Here is an 18,043-nt window from a genome sequence, read left to right on the forward strand (position 1 = left end):
AGAATCAATGTGAAGAAACGGTGTTATTTTATTTTTCTATGCTTTATATTTTAACAAACATAAGTTTCAATTTTTTAGTTGTTCTATTTATATTAATTATAACATTAAAAATTTTTAAAGGAAATATTAAACTAACGAAAATATAAGGTATAATATAATTGAAATTAAAACTAAGGAGGGGAAAAATGACCGTACTTGTAGCCGGTGGCGCTGGATATATAGGCTCACATGTATGTAAAAAACTCCATGAAAGAGGTTATAAGGTTGTAGTATATGACAATTTAGTTCATGGTTATAAAGAATTCGTTAAATGGGGAGAATTTGTTCTCGGAGATATTTCTGATGAACAACTTTTGGATAAAGTTTTTAAACAATATAACATAGATGCTGTTATGCATTTCTGTGCATTCATTGAGGTAGGAGAATCGATGATTAATCCACAAAAATATTATACTAATAATGTGTCTGCTACTCTGACTCTTCTAAAAGTTATGTTGAATAATAAAATAGACAAGTTCATATTTTCTTCTACAGCTGCTGTTTATGGAATTCCTGAAAGAGTACCTATTAGTGAGGACGATCGTAAAGTCCCTATAAATCCATATGGTAAAAGCAAATGGATGATTGAGCAGATTTTGGAAGATTATGACAAAGCATATGGCTTGAAAAGTATTAGATTTAGATATTTCAATGCGGCTGGGGCTGATGAAAGCGGTGAAATTGGAGAAGCGCATGTGCCAGAGACACACCTTATTCCATTAATATTAGATGCAGCGCTTGGAATTAGAGAAAATGTGAAAATATTTGGAACCGATTATAACACAAAAGATGGAACTTGTGTAAGAGATTTTGTTCATGTGAATGATTTGGCGGAAGCGCACGTTAAAGGGTTAGAATATTTATTGGATGGTGGAAGTACGAATTATTTTAACTTAGGAAGTGGAGAAGGCTATTCGGTAAAAGAAGTTATTGAAACTGTAAAAAGAGTTACAAAAAAGGATTTTAAAGTATTAGAAACAAGTAGAAGGCCTGGTGATCCACCGTATCTGATTGCTGATAGTACAAAAGCAAAAAGAATACTCGATTGGCGACCAATATACTCTCTAGAAAGTATAATTAGAACTGCCTGGAATTGGCATAGAAATATGAAAAATAGGTATGGTATAATAAAGAACTGACTTTGGAGTGTGAAAAATGAAAAAAATCAGTTTGCTTTTTTTGATTTCGATATTTTCATTAATTTTTTCTTATAAAGTTACTTTTGTTGTATATGTTCCCGATAATACACCAAATAATAGCAATGTGTTTATTTCAGGAAATTTTAACGATTGGAATCCAAATGATAAAAGATACATGATGCAATACAAAAATGGACATTATGAATTAAAAGTGGATTTATCAGGCGTTATAAAATTTATTGTAACTAGAGGAAGTACTACTACGATAGAGAATATTAAAAAATATAGAATTGCAAGGATAACTAAGGATGGTGTTAAAATCATAGCAAAAGTAAAGAAGTGGAAAGATTTATCGGGGAAGTTAGAAATAATTGAAAATTTTTATTCTCCAGAACTTAACAATAAAAGGAATATAATTGTCTATCTTCCTCCAGGATATGATGAAAATGAGAAATATCCTGTGTTATATATGCATGATGGGCAAAATCTTTTTGATAGCAAAACTTCTTTTATAGGTATAGAATGGGGCATTGATGAAACATTAGATAATTTAATAACAACTGGAAAAATTGATCCTATAATTGTTGTAGGGATATATAATTCTTCGGATAGATTAGCTGAATATTCTCCGTGGTATGATTCATATTACAAGGATGGAGGAAAAGGTGATAAATATTTGGAGTTTATTGTTAATAGTTTAAAACCATTTATTGATTCCCATTATAGTACTAAAAAAGAAAGTAATTATATTGGTGGCTCTTCCATGGGAGGGTTGATTTCTTTATATGCAATATCCAAATATGATATTTTTTCAGGTGCTATTGTAATGAGCCCTTCTCTATTTTTCGGTGATGGAAAAATTTTCAATTACGTGAGTCAAAATCCACCAGCAAATGCAAAAATTTTTCTGTATGTTGGAAAAAAAGAATCTAGCGATCCAACGTTTTTAGAAAATGTAAGAAAACTAGAACGTATATTGAAGAAAAATTTTGTAAACGTAAAATACATAGAGGATCCTGAAGGTATTCATAATGAAGTGTATTGGGCAAAAAGATTTCCAGAGGCGGTAGAATGGATTTTGGAGGTTAAAAAATGAAAAAGATTTTGTCTTTGATTTTTTTATATATATTTTTAATTACTTTTGGAGCACATTACGTTGAAATTGAAACTGTAACATCTACAGAGGTATTGTTATCAGTAACACCATATTACGAGCCTTCAATTTCTCCAAAAGTATATTTATATACTCCTACTGGTTTCATAATTGCAAGAAAAGCTGGTAATAATTTATATGAATTTAGAGACGGAAATTATTCTTGGGTGATTCCAATAGTTTATGGAAAAAATAACTTAAATCAGATTGTAACTGGTGTTGTTTCAAATGTGATTTTAGATTTGAGGGAATATAAAAAGTCAATTAATTTAAAAGTTTATACAGATCCGGAAAGTAAGTCTTTAGTAGCAAAAGTGGAAACTGAGTACACTATAGTTAAAGCGAAAGTTGACGATATTCGACTTGATGTAATAAAAACTTCTGAAGGTTATTTGTTAATTACCAAAAAACCACGAAAAGAATTTAGAAACCAATTAATTATAACTATTAGATTGAAAAATGGAAAAGAAAAAAAGGTGGAGTATAATTTGTTTACATTGAATGGTTTTACTACATATCTCAGAGGTGATTTTACTCCATATATAACCAATATTTTTGGCACGCATACAGTAAAAAAAGGAGAAATATTATGGGAAATAGCTAACAAATATGGTGTTAGGACGGCTGATCTTCAAATTATTAATAAATTGGAAGATCCCAATAAAATTTATCCTGGAATGAAGTTAAAAATTGGTACTGTCCAGTTTTTAGAGGGACTTACGACCGTTGTAGTTAATCTCTCAACTTCAAGGCTCGCAGTTTATTATGCTGGAAAGCTTGTGAAAATATTTCCTGTTGCAATAGGAAGAAGTGATGCAACTCCACCTGGGATATATTGGATATTAGATAAACAAATTGATCCGGCTCTTTATTGGTATGGCGAATATATTCCTCCAAGATCTCCTATTAACGGTCTTGGTACAAGATTTTTGCAATTTTCAAATCCCACATATGGTATACATGGTACAACAAAACCGTGGGAAATTGGCCGGAGAATCTCTCATGGTTGTATAAGAATGTTTAATTTTGATGTGGAAACTTTGGATGCTTTTGTTAATTTAGGAAGTCCAGTTATTGTAATAAAAGAATACAAAAATTTTCCTGATAATTTGTCAGACCTTCCAGAATTTACAGCCTTTAAAGAGAAAATGTTATTAACAAAAGTAAATTAGAGTTTAATTGGAGGGAATTTTATGACATTTTTAATTACAGGTGCAAATAGAGGAATAGGTTTTGCTTTAACTAAAGAAATATTAAAGAAGAAACACAAGGTTATTGCCGCGGTGAGAAATTTAAAGGCAAAAAATTTATTGCAACTTGAAGAAGAAAATATTGACATTATGCATTTGGATATTTCAGATTATAATTCAATTGTGGATTTTTCCGCCCAATTAAAATGCGAAGTAGATATTCTTATAAACAATGCTGGTGTTCTTTTTAAAGACAGTTTTCCTGAGCTGAAATATGAAGATTTTTTAAATTCTTTTAAGGTAAATACTTTGGGAGCGCTTTTTTTAACACAAGAGCTGTACAAAAATAAGAAACTAAAGAAGGGTGGAAAGATAGTTAATATAGATTCTATTTTAGGTTCGATAAGTAATACAAGGACAACCCCAAGTTATTGTTATTCAATATCAAAAGCGGCTCTTAACATGGCGACTAAACTACTTTCAAATTATTTTTTGAAAGAAGATATTTTAGTTTTCTCTGTACATCCTGGGTGGGTGAAAACAGATATGGGAGGGAAAAACGCTCCTATTACGCCAGAAGAATCCGCAAAAAACATTATTAATCTGATTGAGAATGTAAAAGAAACAGGAAAATTTTATGATTATACTGGTAAAGAAATAGAATGGTAAATTGAAAAATTATTTTGTTTCCTTGCTGATTAAAATTACAGAACTTCTAGGCATTGCAGTATAAGTAAAACCTATTTGTTCAGGTTCATCAAGAAAATCTTCAGGTGAATCCTTTGAAGTATCAACAACTCTAAACCAAGTTTTGCCATGCAAAAATGGAAGAGTAAAATTCAAAGGTTCTTTCCATTGGTTTAGAATGACGAAGATATCGTTATCTGGCTCCACTTTTTCACATAAAAAATCTGTTCCACTTATCATGAAGGCAATTGAATGAGAATGGTATCCCCAATCAGGCTGATAAGGTTTTACACCGTGCCAACTAATATCTGCTATTCCATCACCTGTAAGATCTTTACCTGTAAAGAAATGTTTTCTCCGTAGAGCATGATGTTTTTTTCTGAATTCAATCATTTTTTTAAAAAATCTGAAAATATCATAATGTTTTTCTTTTAATGACCAATCGAGCCATGTCTTCTCGTTATCCTGGCAGTAAGTATTGTTATTACCGTATTGCGTTCTGAACATTTCATCACCCATTAATATCATAGGGGTTCCTTGTGAAACCATAAGAATAGCCACAAAATTTTTGATTTGCTGTTTCCTGATTTTAATTATTTCAGGGTCATTACTTTCACCTTCAACTCCGTAGTTGAAACTATAATTTTCATCTGCGCCATCTTTATTATCTTCCCCGTTTTCTTCATTATGTTTATGGTTATAACTTACAAGATCTCTCAATGTAAATCCATCGTGACAAGTTATAAAGTTTATACTTGCGTGCGGTTCCTTTTTGCTGTAAAGATCCGGGCTACCGGTAATTCTTTTTGCAAGTTCAAGAACTGTACCTTCATCCCCTCGAATGAATTTCCTAACAGTATCTCTATATTTTCCATTCCATTCTGCCCAGCCTTTTGGGAACTGTCCAAGAAAATATCCGCCGGCAGCGTCCCAACCTTCCGCTATCAATTTCAGATTATGCAAGATAGGATCTTCAGAAATGTCTTTTAGTAACGATAGATCTCCTATCCATTTCCCTTCAGGTGTTCTCCCTAAAACGGCTGCAAGGTCAAACCGGAATCCATCAACGTGCATTTCTGTGGCCCAATATCTCAGACTATCTATTATCATCTCTTTAACCACTGGATGATTACAATTTAGGGTATTTCCACAACCTGAGTAATTTAAATAATATCTTTTATTTTCTGGATTAAGCATGTAATAAATTTCGTTATCGATTCCTCGGAATGAGATAGTAGGTCCTAATTCATTTCCTTCGCCGGTATGGTTATATACAACATCTAGAATTACTTCCAACCCGTTTTTGTGCATTTCTTTTACGAAATCTTTGAACAAAAATACTTGTTCTCCAAGTTTCATTCCAACAGAATAATTACCAGTAACTGCGAAAAATCCAAGTGGATTGTATCCCCAAACGTCTTTTAATTTTTCGCCAGTGATAGGATTAATCCTGTCATTAGCATCAAAGTTAAATTCAAATATAGGCATTAATTCTATAGTAGTAACTCCTAACTCTTTTAAATGATTCAGTTTTTCTAATATCCCTAAAAAAGTTCCTGGATTTTTGACTTTTGCATTTGGATGCATTGTAAAAAGTCTAACATGCATTTCATAAATTATAGTATTTTCCCAAGGAATATTTGGATGTGTATCGCCCTTCCAGTCATATTTGGAGTCGTCGATAACTATTGATTTAGCTGAATTTTTGACAGAGTCTTCTATTGAGAACGATAAGTCTTTCAGAGGAGAATTTTTGTCGTATCCATATACTGATGTAGAATTCCAATCGAAATTATTCACAATAGCTTTGGCGTACGGATCTAAAAGTAATTTATGATGATTAAATCTTTTTCCATTTTCTGGTTCATATGGCCCATATATTCTCCAACCATAATATTGGCCGTGACCTATTCCATAGACGTAAATGTGCCATATATCCCCCGTCTTATTATGAATCGGATGAAGTTCAAAACGATGTGAAGGGGTAGAATCTTCATGGTGTTGATATAATTCCAATATTACTTTTTCAGCATGTCTTGAAAAAATAGCAAAATTAACTCCAGTGTCGTCTGGGGTTGCACCTAACCTGGGATATCCTCTTTTTGTTTTCAATTTAGTATTTGGAGAGGGATTGTTATATTGTACAGGATAGTCAGCCATATTATTGATACACAATCTCGTAAGTAAATTCAGGAATCACTTGTTTGAGCATCGCTGATACTGCGCAATATTTTTCTTGAGAAAGATGTACAGCTTTTTCGACTTTTTCTTTTGGTGGTTCTCCATTAAATTTAAAAATATATTTTAAATGAATTTTTGTAAAGACTTTAGGATGTTCTGAAGCAGTTTCAAATTCAGTTTCCAATTTAAATGACACGAGCTTGTCTATAACTTTCATCTTTCTTAATAAAGATACAATATCCATTCCAGTACATCCCATAAGAGAATAGAGCATGAGTTCTTTTGGTCTTAAACCTGCGTCTTTTCCTCCCACATTTTCACTAGCATCTAATATTAAATCATGTCCAGAAGTTGTTTTTGTAAAGAACAACATTCCCTCATACCAATTCAGTTCAGCTTTTGCCATTTTCTCTCTCCTTTCTTGTTACTTTATTATATCATACAAGCATTTCTCCTTTGATGATTAGAATTCCAAGAATTATTAAGAATATTCCTCCGAAAATTCTTAAAATTAACTCCCATTTTGGTTTTCCAAAACTGTAAGAAATCAATTTTGAAACAGGAATACCTATGGTAAGAAAAGGAATAGAAATTCCAAGCGAATAAACAAATAGTAAAATTCCTCCTTTTAAAGCATTTGAACTCGCGGCAATAGTCAAAATAGAACCTAGTATGGGGCTACTACATGGTATCCAAACAAGTCCAATTGCTCCTCCAAAGAGAACACCAGTTAAAAATCCTCCACCTTTAAATTTCCAAATATTTATCTTACTTTCTTTTACAATTTGTTTTCCGATAATATAGAAAATTCCCATAGCAATAATAATGATTCCTAAAACGTAGTTTATTACAACTCCGTATTTGACAAAAAAACTACCAACTTGTCCTGAGAACACACCAATAGCTGAAAACAAAAAAGAAAAACCAACAAAAAAACCAATGGTTTTAGTGATCTTATTTTTTGCAGTAAAAAGAATCCCTAAAAAAGCAGGAATAAGTGGTAAAACGCATGGGCTAAAAAAGGCTAAAAATCCATGTCCCAAGGCAACCCATATACTTATATCTTTGTAAATGCTAAGCATTAATTTTCCTCCAAAAGAAGGATTCTTAGAACTCCTTTGCTTTTTAGAAATTCCCCAACATCCTTGGAATAAGTGAGATAAGTTTTATATACATCAATATTTTTCTCTTCATCAATTGATTCCACAACTTCAACATTTTTATCATTGTTAAGCACGAAATCAAAATCTTCTTTATTAACAGGGATTAACTCGGGGGCACCAAGATAGAAATCATTCTTTGAAGCATAATCGTCAAAACTTTCTTGATAATCTTCGTATAAATATCTTAAAACGTACATTAATGCCTTTTTAAAATCATTTAAAGGCAAAAATCCTGGGATAGTAGTTATTCCTTGATCTTTATTCCAAAATACAAATGTTGGAGTACCGCGAACACCAAAAACATTGAATAATTCTCTATTAGTAAACTCTTCACCAAGAAACTTAGTTTTCTTTGTGTTGGGGTTTATTTTAACAAATATGTATGAAGCTCTAAGGATGTTTTGAAATTTTTCATCTGAAAGTACTTCATCTTCGAATTTTTTGCAATATATACATGTTGGAGAAGAAAAATAAATTATTAATGGTTTATTTTCGATAAGTGAAATTTTATAAGCTGTTTCTAGATCGTAAAATGTATATTCATAGGAAAATACAAGTATTGATAACATAATGATTAATAAAAAGGATATTTTTTTCATAATTTAACCTTCTTTCCTACTTTAAATTTTTTTATTTTTATTTTCCAAAAAAATTTAATAATTGGGCACTTCATCTTCCAGGTTTTAAAAAAATTCATGTTTTCCCCCCTAAAAGATAACTAAAGGCAGGGTTTCCTGCCTTTAGTTAATACCAAGTATTCTATCAATTTTAGATTTGTCAAAACCTATAATAACCTGATTACCAATCTCAATTACTGGAACACCTAATTGTCCAGATTTTTTATACATTTTTTCAGCTGCTTTTTGATCTTTTGAAACGTCATATTCTTTAAATTTTAATCCCAATTGTTTAAAATAATTTTTAGCTTTTTTACAGTATGGGCAAGTCGGAGTTGTATAAATTGTTATCTTTAAATGTTGCACTTTGCCACCTCCTTAGAAGTATTTTTTAGCAGCATGTTCAACAGCAATTGCGCCATCTGCGGCGGCTGTAACAATTTGTCTCAAATTTTTAACTCTTACATCTCCAACTGCGTATATACCTGGTACATTTGTTTCCATGTTTTCATCTGTTTTAATATATCCGTATTGGTCGAGTTCGACAATATCTTTTAATAAGTCACTCTTTGGAACAAGACCTATATATATAAATACACCTTCAGCTTTGATTACTGATTCTTCACCAGTTTCGTTATTAACTATAACAACTTCTTCTACTTTGTCTTTTCCTTTAATTTCTTTTACAAGAGAATTATAAATGACTTTTACATTTTCATTTGATAAAAGTCTATCTTGTAAAACTTTAGCAGCGGTTAGATATGGCAAATTTTGAACCATTGTAATACTTTTCACCATTTTAGCCAAGAAATGAGCTTCATCGCAAGCGCTATCTCCACCACCTACAACAACTACATCTTTTCCAGAAAATAAATAACCGTCACAAGCTGCACAATACGTAACTCCCTTTCCTCTAAATTCCTTTTCACCAGGAACTCCTAATTGCCTTGGAACAGCCCCTGTTGCATAAATTAATACTTTACCTTTAACAACTTTCCCATTGTCTAGATGAATATATTTATATTCATTATCATACGTTATTTTCATAACTTCAGCCGTTACAATTTCAGCGCCAAATTCTTTAGCATGTTCTGCAAACTTTTCACCAAGCACACTGCCTTCAATTCTAACAAAACCGGGCCAGTTTTCAACTATGTGTGTTTGAGTGACTGCACCACCTTCTAGGGCTTTTTCAAATACAGCGGCAGTGAGACCTGCGCGTCCCGCATATATTGCTGCAGTAAGACCTGCCGGGCCTCCTCCAACTATTAAAATGTCGTAATAATCTTTCGGGCCAGTGGAAATGTTTCCGAGATCAAAGTGAACCATTTAAGTTCACCCCCTTATTTTATAGCTTTCAAGACTTCTTCAAGATACTGAGCTTCAGGATATGCTCCAATGAAGAAAGTATTGGGATTCCTATTAATAACGATATGTGGAACAGATGAAACTCCAAATTCGTTACTTAGTTCAAAAAATTCATTGGCTTCAATCATTTCAGCTTTAATGAGAGGATTAACGAGTGCGAAATTATGTGCAGTCAAAACTGCTTTGGGACAATACGGGCATGTTGGAGTTACAAATACACTAATTTTAACGGGTTTATCAATAGCTTGAAGTTTTTCAATAGTGCTTGGAGAAAGCTCGGGAGTTGCTCCTTTACCAAAAGTAATAATATCTTGAACTAATGTTCCGAATTCATGTCCCGAAGGAAGGCCGTAAAACCTTACGCCTTTATCTTCACCGTCTTCAAGAGTAAGAATTAAGGCTGGTGTCATTTCTACCTCATATTTTTTTGCTAAGTCGTTATGTTCATTAACATTATATCTTTCAACAACAATTTTGTTGGAAAGTTCTTGCAATTCGTCTAAGATTTGTTCCTCTAACTCACAGTATTCACAATTTTCTTTCGAATCACCAAAATAAATAAGTTTTACGTTGTTTTTAAGTTCTTTTGAGAATGTGTCAATCAAATATTCCCTGTCTTTTGCTGATAAAAGTGCCATAATTATACACCTCCATATAAACTTTATTATTATCTTCATTTTTGGGCACGACTTAATTATACACCATATTTTATGAATTAGTCTAAACTTAATGTTACAATTTCGACAAACTTGGTAGACATTAAAATTTTTGGGAAACAATTTATATGATTGTTAAAAAAAGAGAGGTTTCTAAAGAATTTTTAAATTTTCAGGCTTTATTCAAAGTTTATTAATAGGTTCCTGTGTTAAGTTTTTTCTTTTCTTTATGATACTATAATAATGTGTACGGAAATATTTTTCTTCAGGAGGCGGAATTATGAAAAAACTTTTTGTGGTTTTGCTTTTCTTAGTTTCATTGACCATTGTGTTTGCTTCAGGCAAGTTAGTTTTTTGGCATACGCAAGTAGAGGAAAATAGACAAAAGGTGATAAATCAATTAGCTAAGACATTTTCGATTGAAACGGGGATTGAAGTTGAGGTTGTAGCAGTTGAAGAAAATGAAATGTTTTCAAAACTTGCTGCTGCCAAAGCTGCAGGAACCCTTCCGGATATTATTGAAGCTGGAGCTGAAACCATATTAAGTCTAGGAGCAGATGGATTACTTGATACGATTTTGCCAACAAGATTTATCAATAATACGGATGAAAACTTTTATGAAGGTGCCGCAAGATTTGTAAGAACTCCAGATGGGAAAAGCTATTATGCTATACCGTTTCATGGATGGGTTCAGGGTATATGGTATAGAAAGGATTGGTTTGAGCGAGCAGGTCTTGAGCCTCCAATTACTTGGGATTCTATTTTAAAAGCTGCAAAGTATTTCCACAATCCCGATAGTGGAATTTTTGGAATTGTTCTTGCCAAAAACAGCGATTCTTATGCTGAACAAGTTTTTACAATTTTTGCTTTGTCAAATGGCGCAAGAATTTTTGATGAAAATGGAAATGTTGTAGTAAATTCGCCAGAAATGAAAGAAACTTTGGAATTTTACAAAGAACTTGGAAAATATTCAGCTCCGGGTCATACTTATTGGAAACAAGCGAGAGAACTTTATCTTCAAGGAAAAACGGCTATGTTTTTTTATTCCACATATATTATGGATGATTTAGCTTTAGCAGAAGTTCAAACCAAATACGTTGGAGATTTTGATCCACAACTTGTAAAAAATACTGGTTTTGCACCATATATGACTCATTCAAGAAAATCATCTTTTGGACAAGTTGTTTCATTGGGAGTCTTAAATACTACTAAAAACAAACTAGGAGCTTGGAAATTTTTAACATTTATGTTTGAACCAGAAAATTATGTAAAGTTTCTCCATATGGCGCCTGGTGGTATGCTTCCAACTACAAAAAAGATGGCAGAAAGTGAAGTGTTTATGCGAGATCCAAAGGGTATATATGAACGATACGGTAGGGATAAGATAATGGAGATTATAGAAGGTATGTCAAATGTTGAAAAATTTGGATACGTTAATGGAAAAGTTTTTCCCGAAATGGGGAAAATTTCGGGAGCGTTTATAATTGGAAAAGGTTTGGTGAAAATGTTTGATGAAAATCTTTCACCTGAGAAAGTATTAAAATATTGGGAATTGGAAATGAAAAAGATTACTGGTAAGTAAATAAAAAAGGGGGAGAGTCATCCCCCTTTTCTCCTTTGAGTAGGAGGTGTTTGAATCTTGAGTCTTGCCCATAAAGAAGAAAAATTTGCTTGGAAACTTGTTACACCAACAATAGTGCTTTTACTTTTATTGATATTATATCCTGTGCTTTACAATATTTACCTTTCTTTTTTTGATGTTGGAATTTCTTCAATTAAGTTCGTGGGATTAGATAATTATAGAAGAATTCTTTCTGATAGAGAATTTTGGAAATCATTTTCTTTAACGATATCTTTTACTTTATTAACTGTAATAGGAAGCATTTTGCTGGGACTTGGTGTAGCTTTAATGATGAATAGAGAATTTAAAGGTCGGAAAATAATGCGGACAATTATTCTTTTACCATACATTACTCCTTTGATTTCAATAGTGTTTTCTTGGCATTATATTTTCGATCCTAGTTTGGGCCCTTTTGTTGAGTTTTTTGGGAGAAGATTAGGTTGGATTTCTTCCGAGGTTGATTTATTAAACAATGTTAATAATGCATTTATAGTTGTTTCTATATTTAACATTTGGAGAAACTTTCCTTTTGTTTATTTAATGATTCTTTCAAAGTTGCAATCAATTCCAACAGAGCTTTACGAAGCCGCAGAAATTGATGGGGCTAATTCGTGGAAGAAATTTTTGAATATTACATTACCTGAAATATATTTTGTAATTGGTGCTGTAGGACTACTGAGAGGCATTTGGAATTTTTATAAGTTTGATGAAGTTTACTTAATGAGTAGAAGTGCTGGAACGTTGCCAATATTTATATATGAAAGAGTAATTGGCACAACGTCCCCAGAATTTGGTGTTGCTGCAGCTATTTCCACAATATTAATGGTTATTATGATGGTTTTAATAGGGGTCTATGTAAAGAAGGTGTTAAAATGGTGAAGGGTAAATCACCTTTGAGAAAAGTGTTATTTTACATTGGAATAATTTTAATAGCATTTATCATATTAATCCCTTTTTATTTTATGCTTATAGTATCACTTCATGCTGACTATGATCCTTATAAAACAAGCTTTAAAAATCTTACCCTAAGAAACTATGCAGAAATTTTCGGGATGGTTCAGAGTACTGAAGAAGTTTTCTTTGGTGACGAAATTACAAAAAGAAATATAGAATCGATCAGTGAAAAAATAAAAAGACTGGAATCAATATCAAAATCTGAAGAAACCTATAAAGTTTACCTTGAAAAGAAATTATTACCTGAAAAGAAAAAAGAATTAAAAAATATAATTGAATTGATAATAGATTTTTCTGGTATTGCACCTGGAAATAGAGAAATATATGTTGAAAGAGCTATAAAAAAAGGCACAAGAGAATATAGAGAGATAATGGAAAACGCTCAGACAATTCTTAGTAAGGAAGATTTGTCTTTATTAATTGAACTAACAGAGTTTGTGAATGATTATAAAGATAAAGATTTTATTGATTCTGAACTTACAAAAATAAGAGTACAAATAGAAGAGTTAAAAAAACAGAGGGAGAAAATTATAACTGAAAAAGCAACTGAATTTCCGTTTTTACGTTATATAAGAAACTCATTAATGTTTGCAGGTGGAGCAGCGTTAATGAGCTTATTTTTTTCTTTGTTAGGAGGTTATGCTATTTCTAGACTCAAATTTAGAGGAAAAGGTATTATTCAAAGATCCGTTTTAGTAGTTTATCTTTTTGGTGGAACAGTAATAATGGTTCCATTGTATCAAATAGCTGTAAAACTTGGATTTTTGTCAATACCATTTGGAGCAGGAATGTATTTAATAATAGTGTACGTAATTCAAACTTTACCCGTGTCTTTATATATGTTAGGGAATTATTTTAGAACGATATCATTTTCAATAGAAGAAGCTGCAATTATAGATGGATGTACTAGGATGCAAAGAATATTTAAAATTATAATTCCATTATCGGCTCCTGCGATTGTTACCGTTTATATATACGCATTTATGATTGGATGGAATGAATATTTATTTGCATCAGCATTTCTTGGGTTAAAATCTTATACTGATTTGTTTACATTACCGATAGGTCTTAATGCATTTAGCCAATCCGCACATTCAGTTTGGGGGCGATTAATGGCTGCATCGTTAGTGTCAGCCGTACCAGTTATTATAATTTTCAGTCTTATGGAGAAGTACCTTACAGCAGGATTTACAGCAGGAGGTGTTAAGGAATGATTAAAGAAGGTTTCAAGGTTTACACTGTACCTGAAAATATTTTAGAGAGCATTGTTAAAAAAGGTCCGTATGATTTAATTGTAGGAATACCAAGTTATAATAACTCTGAAACAATAAAATATGTTGTAGAAATGGCTGACCAAGGTTTACAACAGTACTTTCCGAATATGAGAGCTTGTATTATAAATTCTGACGGAGGTTCTGTTGATGGAACACGTAAGAAATTTTTGAGTAGTGATACTGTCTCTGATCTTTATTCTTTTGTCTATAAAGGAATACCGGGTAAAGGAACTGCTATGAGAAGTATTTTTGAAATAGCTCATGTTGTTGAAGCGAAGGCTGTAGTTTTTTTGGATTCTGATTTAAGAAGTGTAGAACCTTTCTGGATTGAAAGGTTACTTACTCCTATACTTGAAGGAAAAACTTCCTATGTAACACCGTATTATATACGCCATAAATACGATGGAACAATTACAAATTCGATATGTTATCCTTTAACCTCGATATTATATGGCCAAAAAATCAGACAACCAATAGGCGGTGATTTTGGTGTAGGAAAAGAATTGATAAATATTTATGTTAGAAAGCCGGTTGAGATATGGGATTCGGACATTTCAAAGTTTGGAATTGATATTTGGATGACTACAACTGCAATTAATGAATCTAAGTTACCAGTATATCAGGCATCTTTAGGTGCAAAGATTCATGATGTAAAAGATCCCGGAAAACATCTTGAAAATATGTTTAAAGAAGTTGTTGGGACGTTATTTAATTTAATGGAGGTATACAAAGAAAACTGGATGAATGTGGATAAAATTGCCGAGTCTCCTGTATATGGTGACATTCTTGAAGTTGAACCGGAACCAATATTAGTTGATGCGAAAAATCTGCTTGATAGATGTAAAAGTGGTATAATAAGTATGAAAGATGATATATCAAAAATCTTTTCTGAGGAATTAACTGAAAAATTATTTGATATAGCATATGGTAATGGGAGAATCAATGAAGAGGTGTGGATCTCAGTTATATTTGAACTTTCGAAAAAATATAAAAAATACAAAGAAGAGTTGATAAAAGTGTTAGTTCCAATATATTTTGGAAAAACAGGGGATTTTGTTCTAAAAACGTGGGATATGGATACGAAAGAAGCAGAGAAGAAGATAAATGAGCTTTTAGATAAATTTTTCGAAAGGAAAGGTGAGTTAGTAAAGATATGGATGAAATAAAATTAGGTGTTATTGAGAAATTAAAAGCAATATATGATCAATTGAAACCTGCTGAAAAAAAGATTGCAAAATATTTTATTCAGTATCCGGATGATGTTATTCATCATTCAATTAGTGAACTTGCTGATCTTGCAAAAGTAGGTGAAGCTACAATTTCACGGTTGAGTAGAAAACTCGGATATAAAGGTTTTCAATCTTTTAAGATAGAGCTTGCTAAGGAACTCTCTTCAGTTAATATTCAGGTTGTTAAAACCCATGCAATTATATCTGAAGTGATTTCCTCACTAACAAATTTGTCCAAACTTGTTGATGAGAAAACATTAAAGAAAATAGCAAAAAAAGTTGTAAGTTCTGATAAAGTATTTTTCTTTGGTGTAGGTTCAAGTGGAGTTGTTGCAGAGTATGGTGCTCTTCTTTTTACTCGTGCAGGTTTTTTTGCTAATTATTATACCGATCCTCATATGCAAGTTATCAGTGCAGTTGGTATGGATAAAAAAACAGTAGTTTTTGGTATTTCTTCTAGCGGAAACATAAGAGATACTGTCAAATCAATGAAAGTTGCCAAAGATTCTAAAGCTTATACGATTGCAATTACTGGAGGGTTTGAATCGAGAATTACGGAGGTAGTAGATACGATACTTTATATTCCTCCTGCAGGTCTTGAAAGTGGCATACCTAAAATTTCTCCAATTGTTTGCCAAATGATCCTACTTCATATGATTTTTGAAGAAGTTTTAGCTTTAAAAGAAGGAGCGATTGAGATACTCAAAAAAGGCAATACGACTTTGCAAACAAAAAAATATAATAGTAAAAATGAAAAGATTTAAAAAAGCTCTCCTTTTGGAGAGCTTTTTTGTTAGATTTTTACTAAAAACTTAGTCGTCATAAATTCTTTTTTCTCCGGTAATCTTCTGAATAGGAGCAATATCCATAGTTACTTCAAGTGTTCCTAAATAATCTCCCTTCTCATCTCTAACAGCGAAGTATTGGATTAAAACGTATTTATCACCAAGTTTTAACCAGAAATCTGCTCGATCTCTTTTTCCGTTTTTAAAGTCATCTAAAATACGATTTACAATTTCTATACTTTTTTCTGGATGACAGTTTTGAACCTTACGTCCTATAATTGTTCGACTACGAACAAAAATTCTGTCTTTGGTTTCATTGAAATATTTTACTTCATCATTTTTGTCAACAAAGGTTATATCAACAGGTAAAGTATTTAGAATAAAAGTGAGTTGCTTTTTTGTAAGTATACCACTAGGGAATTCAATTTCGTTAGTTTTAGATTTTTCTGCATATTTGTTTATTAAAGAAGCAATTTGTTCTAAAGTAACTTCATTTTTATCTTTAGCTATTTCATCTGGCATAGGTTGTGGAACGTAACAGCAATATCCAATTTTATCAAACTCTTCTCTGATTATCTTCCATTCTTCTTCTGTTATAGTTTGTAAAGCTGCTGGGAAAAGCACAAAGTGTTCCTTGTGAATATGATTTAAAATTAAATCAAGCATACCTGTGCTTATTTGCCAAAGTTGGTCTTTAAATGAGTCAAAATCGTTGTTCCTATTCTCTTTTAATAATTTCAGTTTTTTTCTAAGTTCTCTAAAAATGTCGTGTTCTTTCCACATGACCATAGGTGGTTTTTCTATACCATGTTTTTCAAGAATTGGGAAGAGAACGTTTTCTTCTTTCTGAAAATAATGTTCTAATTTTTCGAAGGTATCTATAAATTCTTGGATTTTAATAATTAATGGTAAAGCCTCAGAAAAACTGTTTTTTTCTATTATTTTATCTACGAGAGATTTAAATGATACAACAGTATTTTGAAAGTGGTCGTGTTCTTTCACAAGAATATGTATAGGATGCCATTCAGGTACATTCAAGTCTGGTCCTCTGGTTTTATCTTTTAAAACATCAATGTGTATATTACAAACATTTCTAACTTGTTCAACGGTCAATCCTTCTTCTTGAATAAGTTCCTGTTCTATTAACGCAATTTCAATGGGAGAAACTTCTGAGAGCATTTTTTTTATTTCTTCTTTCAATTTTTCATTATCTTCTGTTTTTGTTCTTTTAATAAGGTTTTTTAAATATTCTTTTTTATTAAATACTTCACTCATGTTAACACCTCCGTGAATATAATTAGTGGTCCCTAAGTATATTATACACAAGTTAGCAAAATTATCCTGTAACCTATATTACAAAATTAAACATTTTTTAATTAAAAAAAGGCTCATGAACGAGCCTTTTTATCTTTTTAAAGGATTTCAGGTTCATTGTTTGATTATGCCAATAGCAGTATAATCAATTTGAAAAATTTTTAATTTCACTAGTTTCATATTCTGTTTCGATAGTAACTCTTTTTTTTTAGTTTAATTTTAAATAAATTTTCTCTAAGTTTTTCAAAAGTATTTTTTTGTAATGTAGTGGTTGAAAAAATATCAGATATTTTTAGGATGCATCTTTTTTTGTTTTTCTTTTATAAGTTTTTTGAGTTCTACCAAGGGATTAGCAAAAAATTTTTTAAAGTTGTTATCAGCATATTTATTGTTTTTTACAAAGTCTAGATATTTTTAAGTTCCAAAATATCATTTGTTTTTGGAAATAATTGCTTTTTTTCTTAGGTATTCTTCTTCAGAAATTTCTCCTTTTACGAGTTTTTCATTTAATATTTTTAATGCAGAATTATTCTGATTAGAATTTGAAATGGTTAAAGATTTAAAAAGTTTGTATCCAAGATATAGAATTATTCCAAAAATAATCAATCCTATTAAACTACCAATCCATCCTCCAAACCAACCGTAAGGTCCCCAAAACCAACACATCATCTCA

At 31.5% G+C, this 18,043-nt stretch carries 18 protein-coding genes; 9 read left to right on the forward strand and 9 right to left on the reverse strand.

The genetic code is table 11. From position 1 onward, the window contains the following. Positions 1-185 precede the first annotated feature (185 nt). From galE to BUB65_RS05425, 4 genes are read left to right on the forward strand one after another with little or no spacing between them, the layout of a single operon-like run. Positions 186-1,178, forward strand: a complete 993-nt coding sequence (gene galE / locus BUB65_RS05410) for a UDP-glucose 4-epimerase GalE (RefSeq protein WP_073073038.1) — start codon at positions 186-188, stop codon at positions 1,176-1,178. Between the two features lie 16 nt (positions 1,179-1,194). Then, positions 1,195-2,274 carry an alpha/beta hydrolase gene (locus tag BUB65_RS05415; RefSeq protein ID WP_073073039.1) on the forward strand — a complete coding sequence of 360 codons (1,080 nt, stop codon included), beginning with the start codon at positions 1,195-1,197 and terminating at the stop codon, positions 2,272-2,274. Continuing rightward, complete coding sequence (locus tag BUB65_RS05420) at positions 2,271-3,503, forward strand: L,D-transpeptidase family protein (RefSeq protein WP_073073040.1); 1,233 nt, start codon at positions 2,271-2,273, stop codon at positions 3,501-3,503. The genes BUB65_RS05415 and BUB65_RS05420 overlap by 4 nt, the downstream gene beginning before the upstream one ends. Positions 3,504-3,524: 21 nt before the next feature. Further along, positions 3,525-4,190 carry an SDR family oxidoreductase gene (locus tag BUB65_RS05425; protein WP_073073042.1) on the forward strand — a complete coding sequence of 222 codons (666 nt, stop codon included), beginning with the start codon at positions 3,525-3,527 and terminating at the stop codon, positions 4,188-4,190. 9 nt (positions 4,191-4,199) lie between these two features. Here BUB65_RS05425 and glgX read toward each other — a convergent pair whose 3' ends face one another. The 7 genes from glgX to pdo form a co-directional block, all read right to left on the reverse strand. Further along, the gene (gene glgX, locus BUB65_RS05430; RefSeq protein WP_073073043.1) at positions 4,200-6,368 is read right to left on the reverse strand and encodes a glycogen debranching protein GlgX; all 2,169 of its coding nucleotides are present in this window, start codon (positions 6,366-6,368) and stop codon (positions 4,200-4,202) included. Position 6,369: 1 nt separating this feature from the next. Then, the gene (locus BUB65_RS05435; RefSeq protein WP_073073045.1) at positions 6,370-6,795 is read right to left on the reverse strand and encodes an OsmC family protein; all 426 of its coding nucleotides are present in this window, start codon (positions 6,793-6,795) and stop codon (positions 6,370-6,372) included. A 31-nt stretch (positions 6,796-6,826) separates the two neighbouring features. Continuing rightward, the gene (locus tag BUB65_RS05440; RefSeq protein WP_073073047.1) at positions 6,827-7,471 is read right to left on the reverse strand and encodes a cytochrome c biogenesis CcdA family protein; all 645 of its coding nucleotides are present in this window, start codon (positions 7,469-7,471) and stop codon (positions 6,827-6,829) included. After that, on the reverse strand, positions 7,471-8,151 hold the full coding sequence (locus BUB65_RS05445; RefSeq protein WP_073073049.1) for a thioredoxin family protein: 681 nt from the start codon (positions 8,149-8,151) through the stop codon (positions 7,471-7,473). Before BUB65_RS05445 ends, BUB65_RS05440 begins: the two co-directional genes overlap by 1 nt. A 141-nt stretch (positions 8,152-8,292) precedes the next feature. Further along, positions 8,293-8,535: a glutaredoxin family protein gene (locus BUB65_RS05450; RefSeq protein ID WP_073073050.1), complete on the reverse strand. Its 243-nt coding sequence runs from the start codon at positions 8,533-8,535 to the stop codon at positions 8,293-8,295. Between the two features lie 12 nt (positions 8,536-8,547). Further along, the gene (gene trxB / locus BUB65_RS05455) at positions 8,548-9,498 is read right to left on the reverse strand and encodes a thioredoxin-disulfide reductase (RefSeq protein WP_073073052.1); all 951 of its coding nucleotides are present in this window, start codon (positions 9,496-9,498) and stop codon (positions 8,548-8,550) included. 14 nt (positions 9,499-9,512) lie between these two features. Then, complete coding sequence (gene pdo, locus BUB65_RS05460; protein ID WP_073073053.1) at positions 9,513-10,175, reverse strand: protein disulfide oxidoreductase; 663 nt, start codon at positions 10,173-10,175, stop codon at positions 9,513-9,515. A gap of 298 nt (positions 10,176-10,473) precedes the next feature. Between pdo and BUB65_RS05465 the strand changes: the two genes are divergently transcribed. Genes BUB65_RS05465 through BUB65_RS05485 form a run of 5 tightly spaced genes read left to right on the forward strand, consistent with a single transcriptional unit; the run spans position 10,474 to position 16,035 of the window. Then, positions 10,474-11,775, forward strand: a complete 1,302-nt coding sequence (locus BUB65_RS05465; protein WP_073073055.1) for an ABC transporter substrate-binding protein — start codon at positions 10,474-10,476, stop codon at positions 11,773-11,775. Between the two features lie 57 nt (positions 11,776-11,832). After that, positions 11,833-12,693 carry a carbohydrate ABC transporter permease gene (locus tag BUB65_RS05470; protein ID WP_200773538.1) on the forward strand — a complete coding sequence of 287 codons (861 nt, stop codon included), beginning with the start codon at positions 11,833-11,835 and terminating at the stop codon, positions 12,691-12,693. Next, complete coding sequence (locus BUB65_RS05475; RefSeq protein ID WP_073073058.1) at positions 12,687-13,982, forward strand: carbohydrate ABC transporter permease; 1,296 nt, start codon at positions 12,687-12,689, stop codon at positions 13,980-13,982. Before BUB65_RS05470 ends, BUB65_RS05475 begins: the two co-directional genes overlap by 7 nt. After that, complete coding sequence (locus BUB65_RS05480; RefSeq protein ID WP_143606696.1) at positions 13,979-15,208, forward strand: glycosyltransferase; 1,230 nt, start codon at positions 13,979-13,981, stop codon at positions 15,206-15,208. The genes BUB65_RS05475 and BUB65_RS05480 overlap by 4 nt, the downstream gene beginning before the upstream one ends. After that, positions 15,196-16,035: a MurR/RpiR family transcriptional regulator gene (locus tag BUB65_RS05485; RefSeq protein ID WP_073073060.1), complete on the forward strand. Its 840-nt coding sequence runs from the start codon at positions 15,196-15,198 to the stop codon at positions 16,033-16,035. Before BUB65_RS05480 ends, BUB65_RS05485 begins: the two co-directional genes overlap by 13 nt. A 48-nt stretch (positions 16,036-16,083) precedes the next feature. On the opposite strand, the gene BUB65_RS05490 is transcribed toward BUB65_RS05485, so the two are convergent. After that, a complete protein-coding gene (locus BUB65_RS05490) occupies positions 16,084-17,331 on the reverse strand; it encodes a DUF438 domain-containing protein (RefSeq protein WP_073073062.1) in 1,248 nt (415 codons plus the stop codon). A 468-nt stretch (positions 17,332-17,799) separates the two neighbouring features. Further along, positions 17,800-18,036, reverse strand: coding sequence for an SHOCT domain-containing protein (locus BUB65_RS05495; protein ID WP_143606698.1), 237 nt, complete (start codon positions 18,034-18,036; stop codon positions 17,800-17,802). Between the last annotated feature and the right edge of the window lie 7 nt (positions 18,037-18,043).

Source organism: Thermosipho atlanticus DSM 15807 (assembly GCF_900129985.1).
In the GTDB taxonomy this organism is placed as follows: Bacteria; Thermotogota; Thermotogae; order Thermotogales; family Fervidobacteriaceae; genus Thermosipho_A; species Thermosipho_A atlanticus.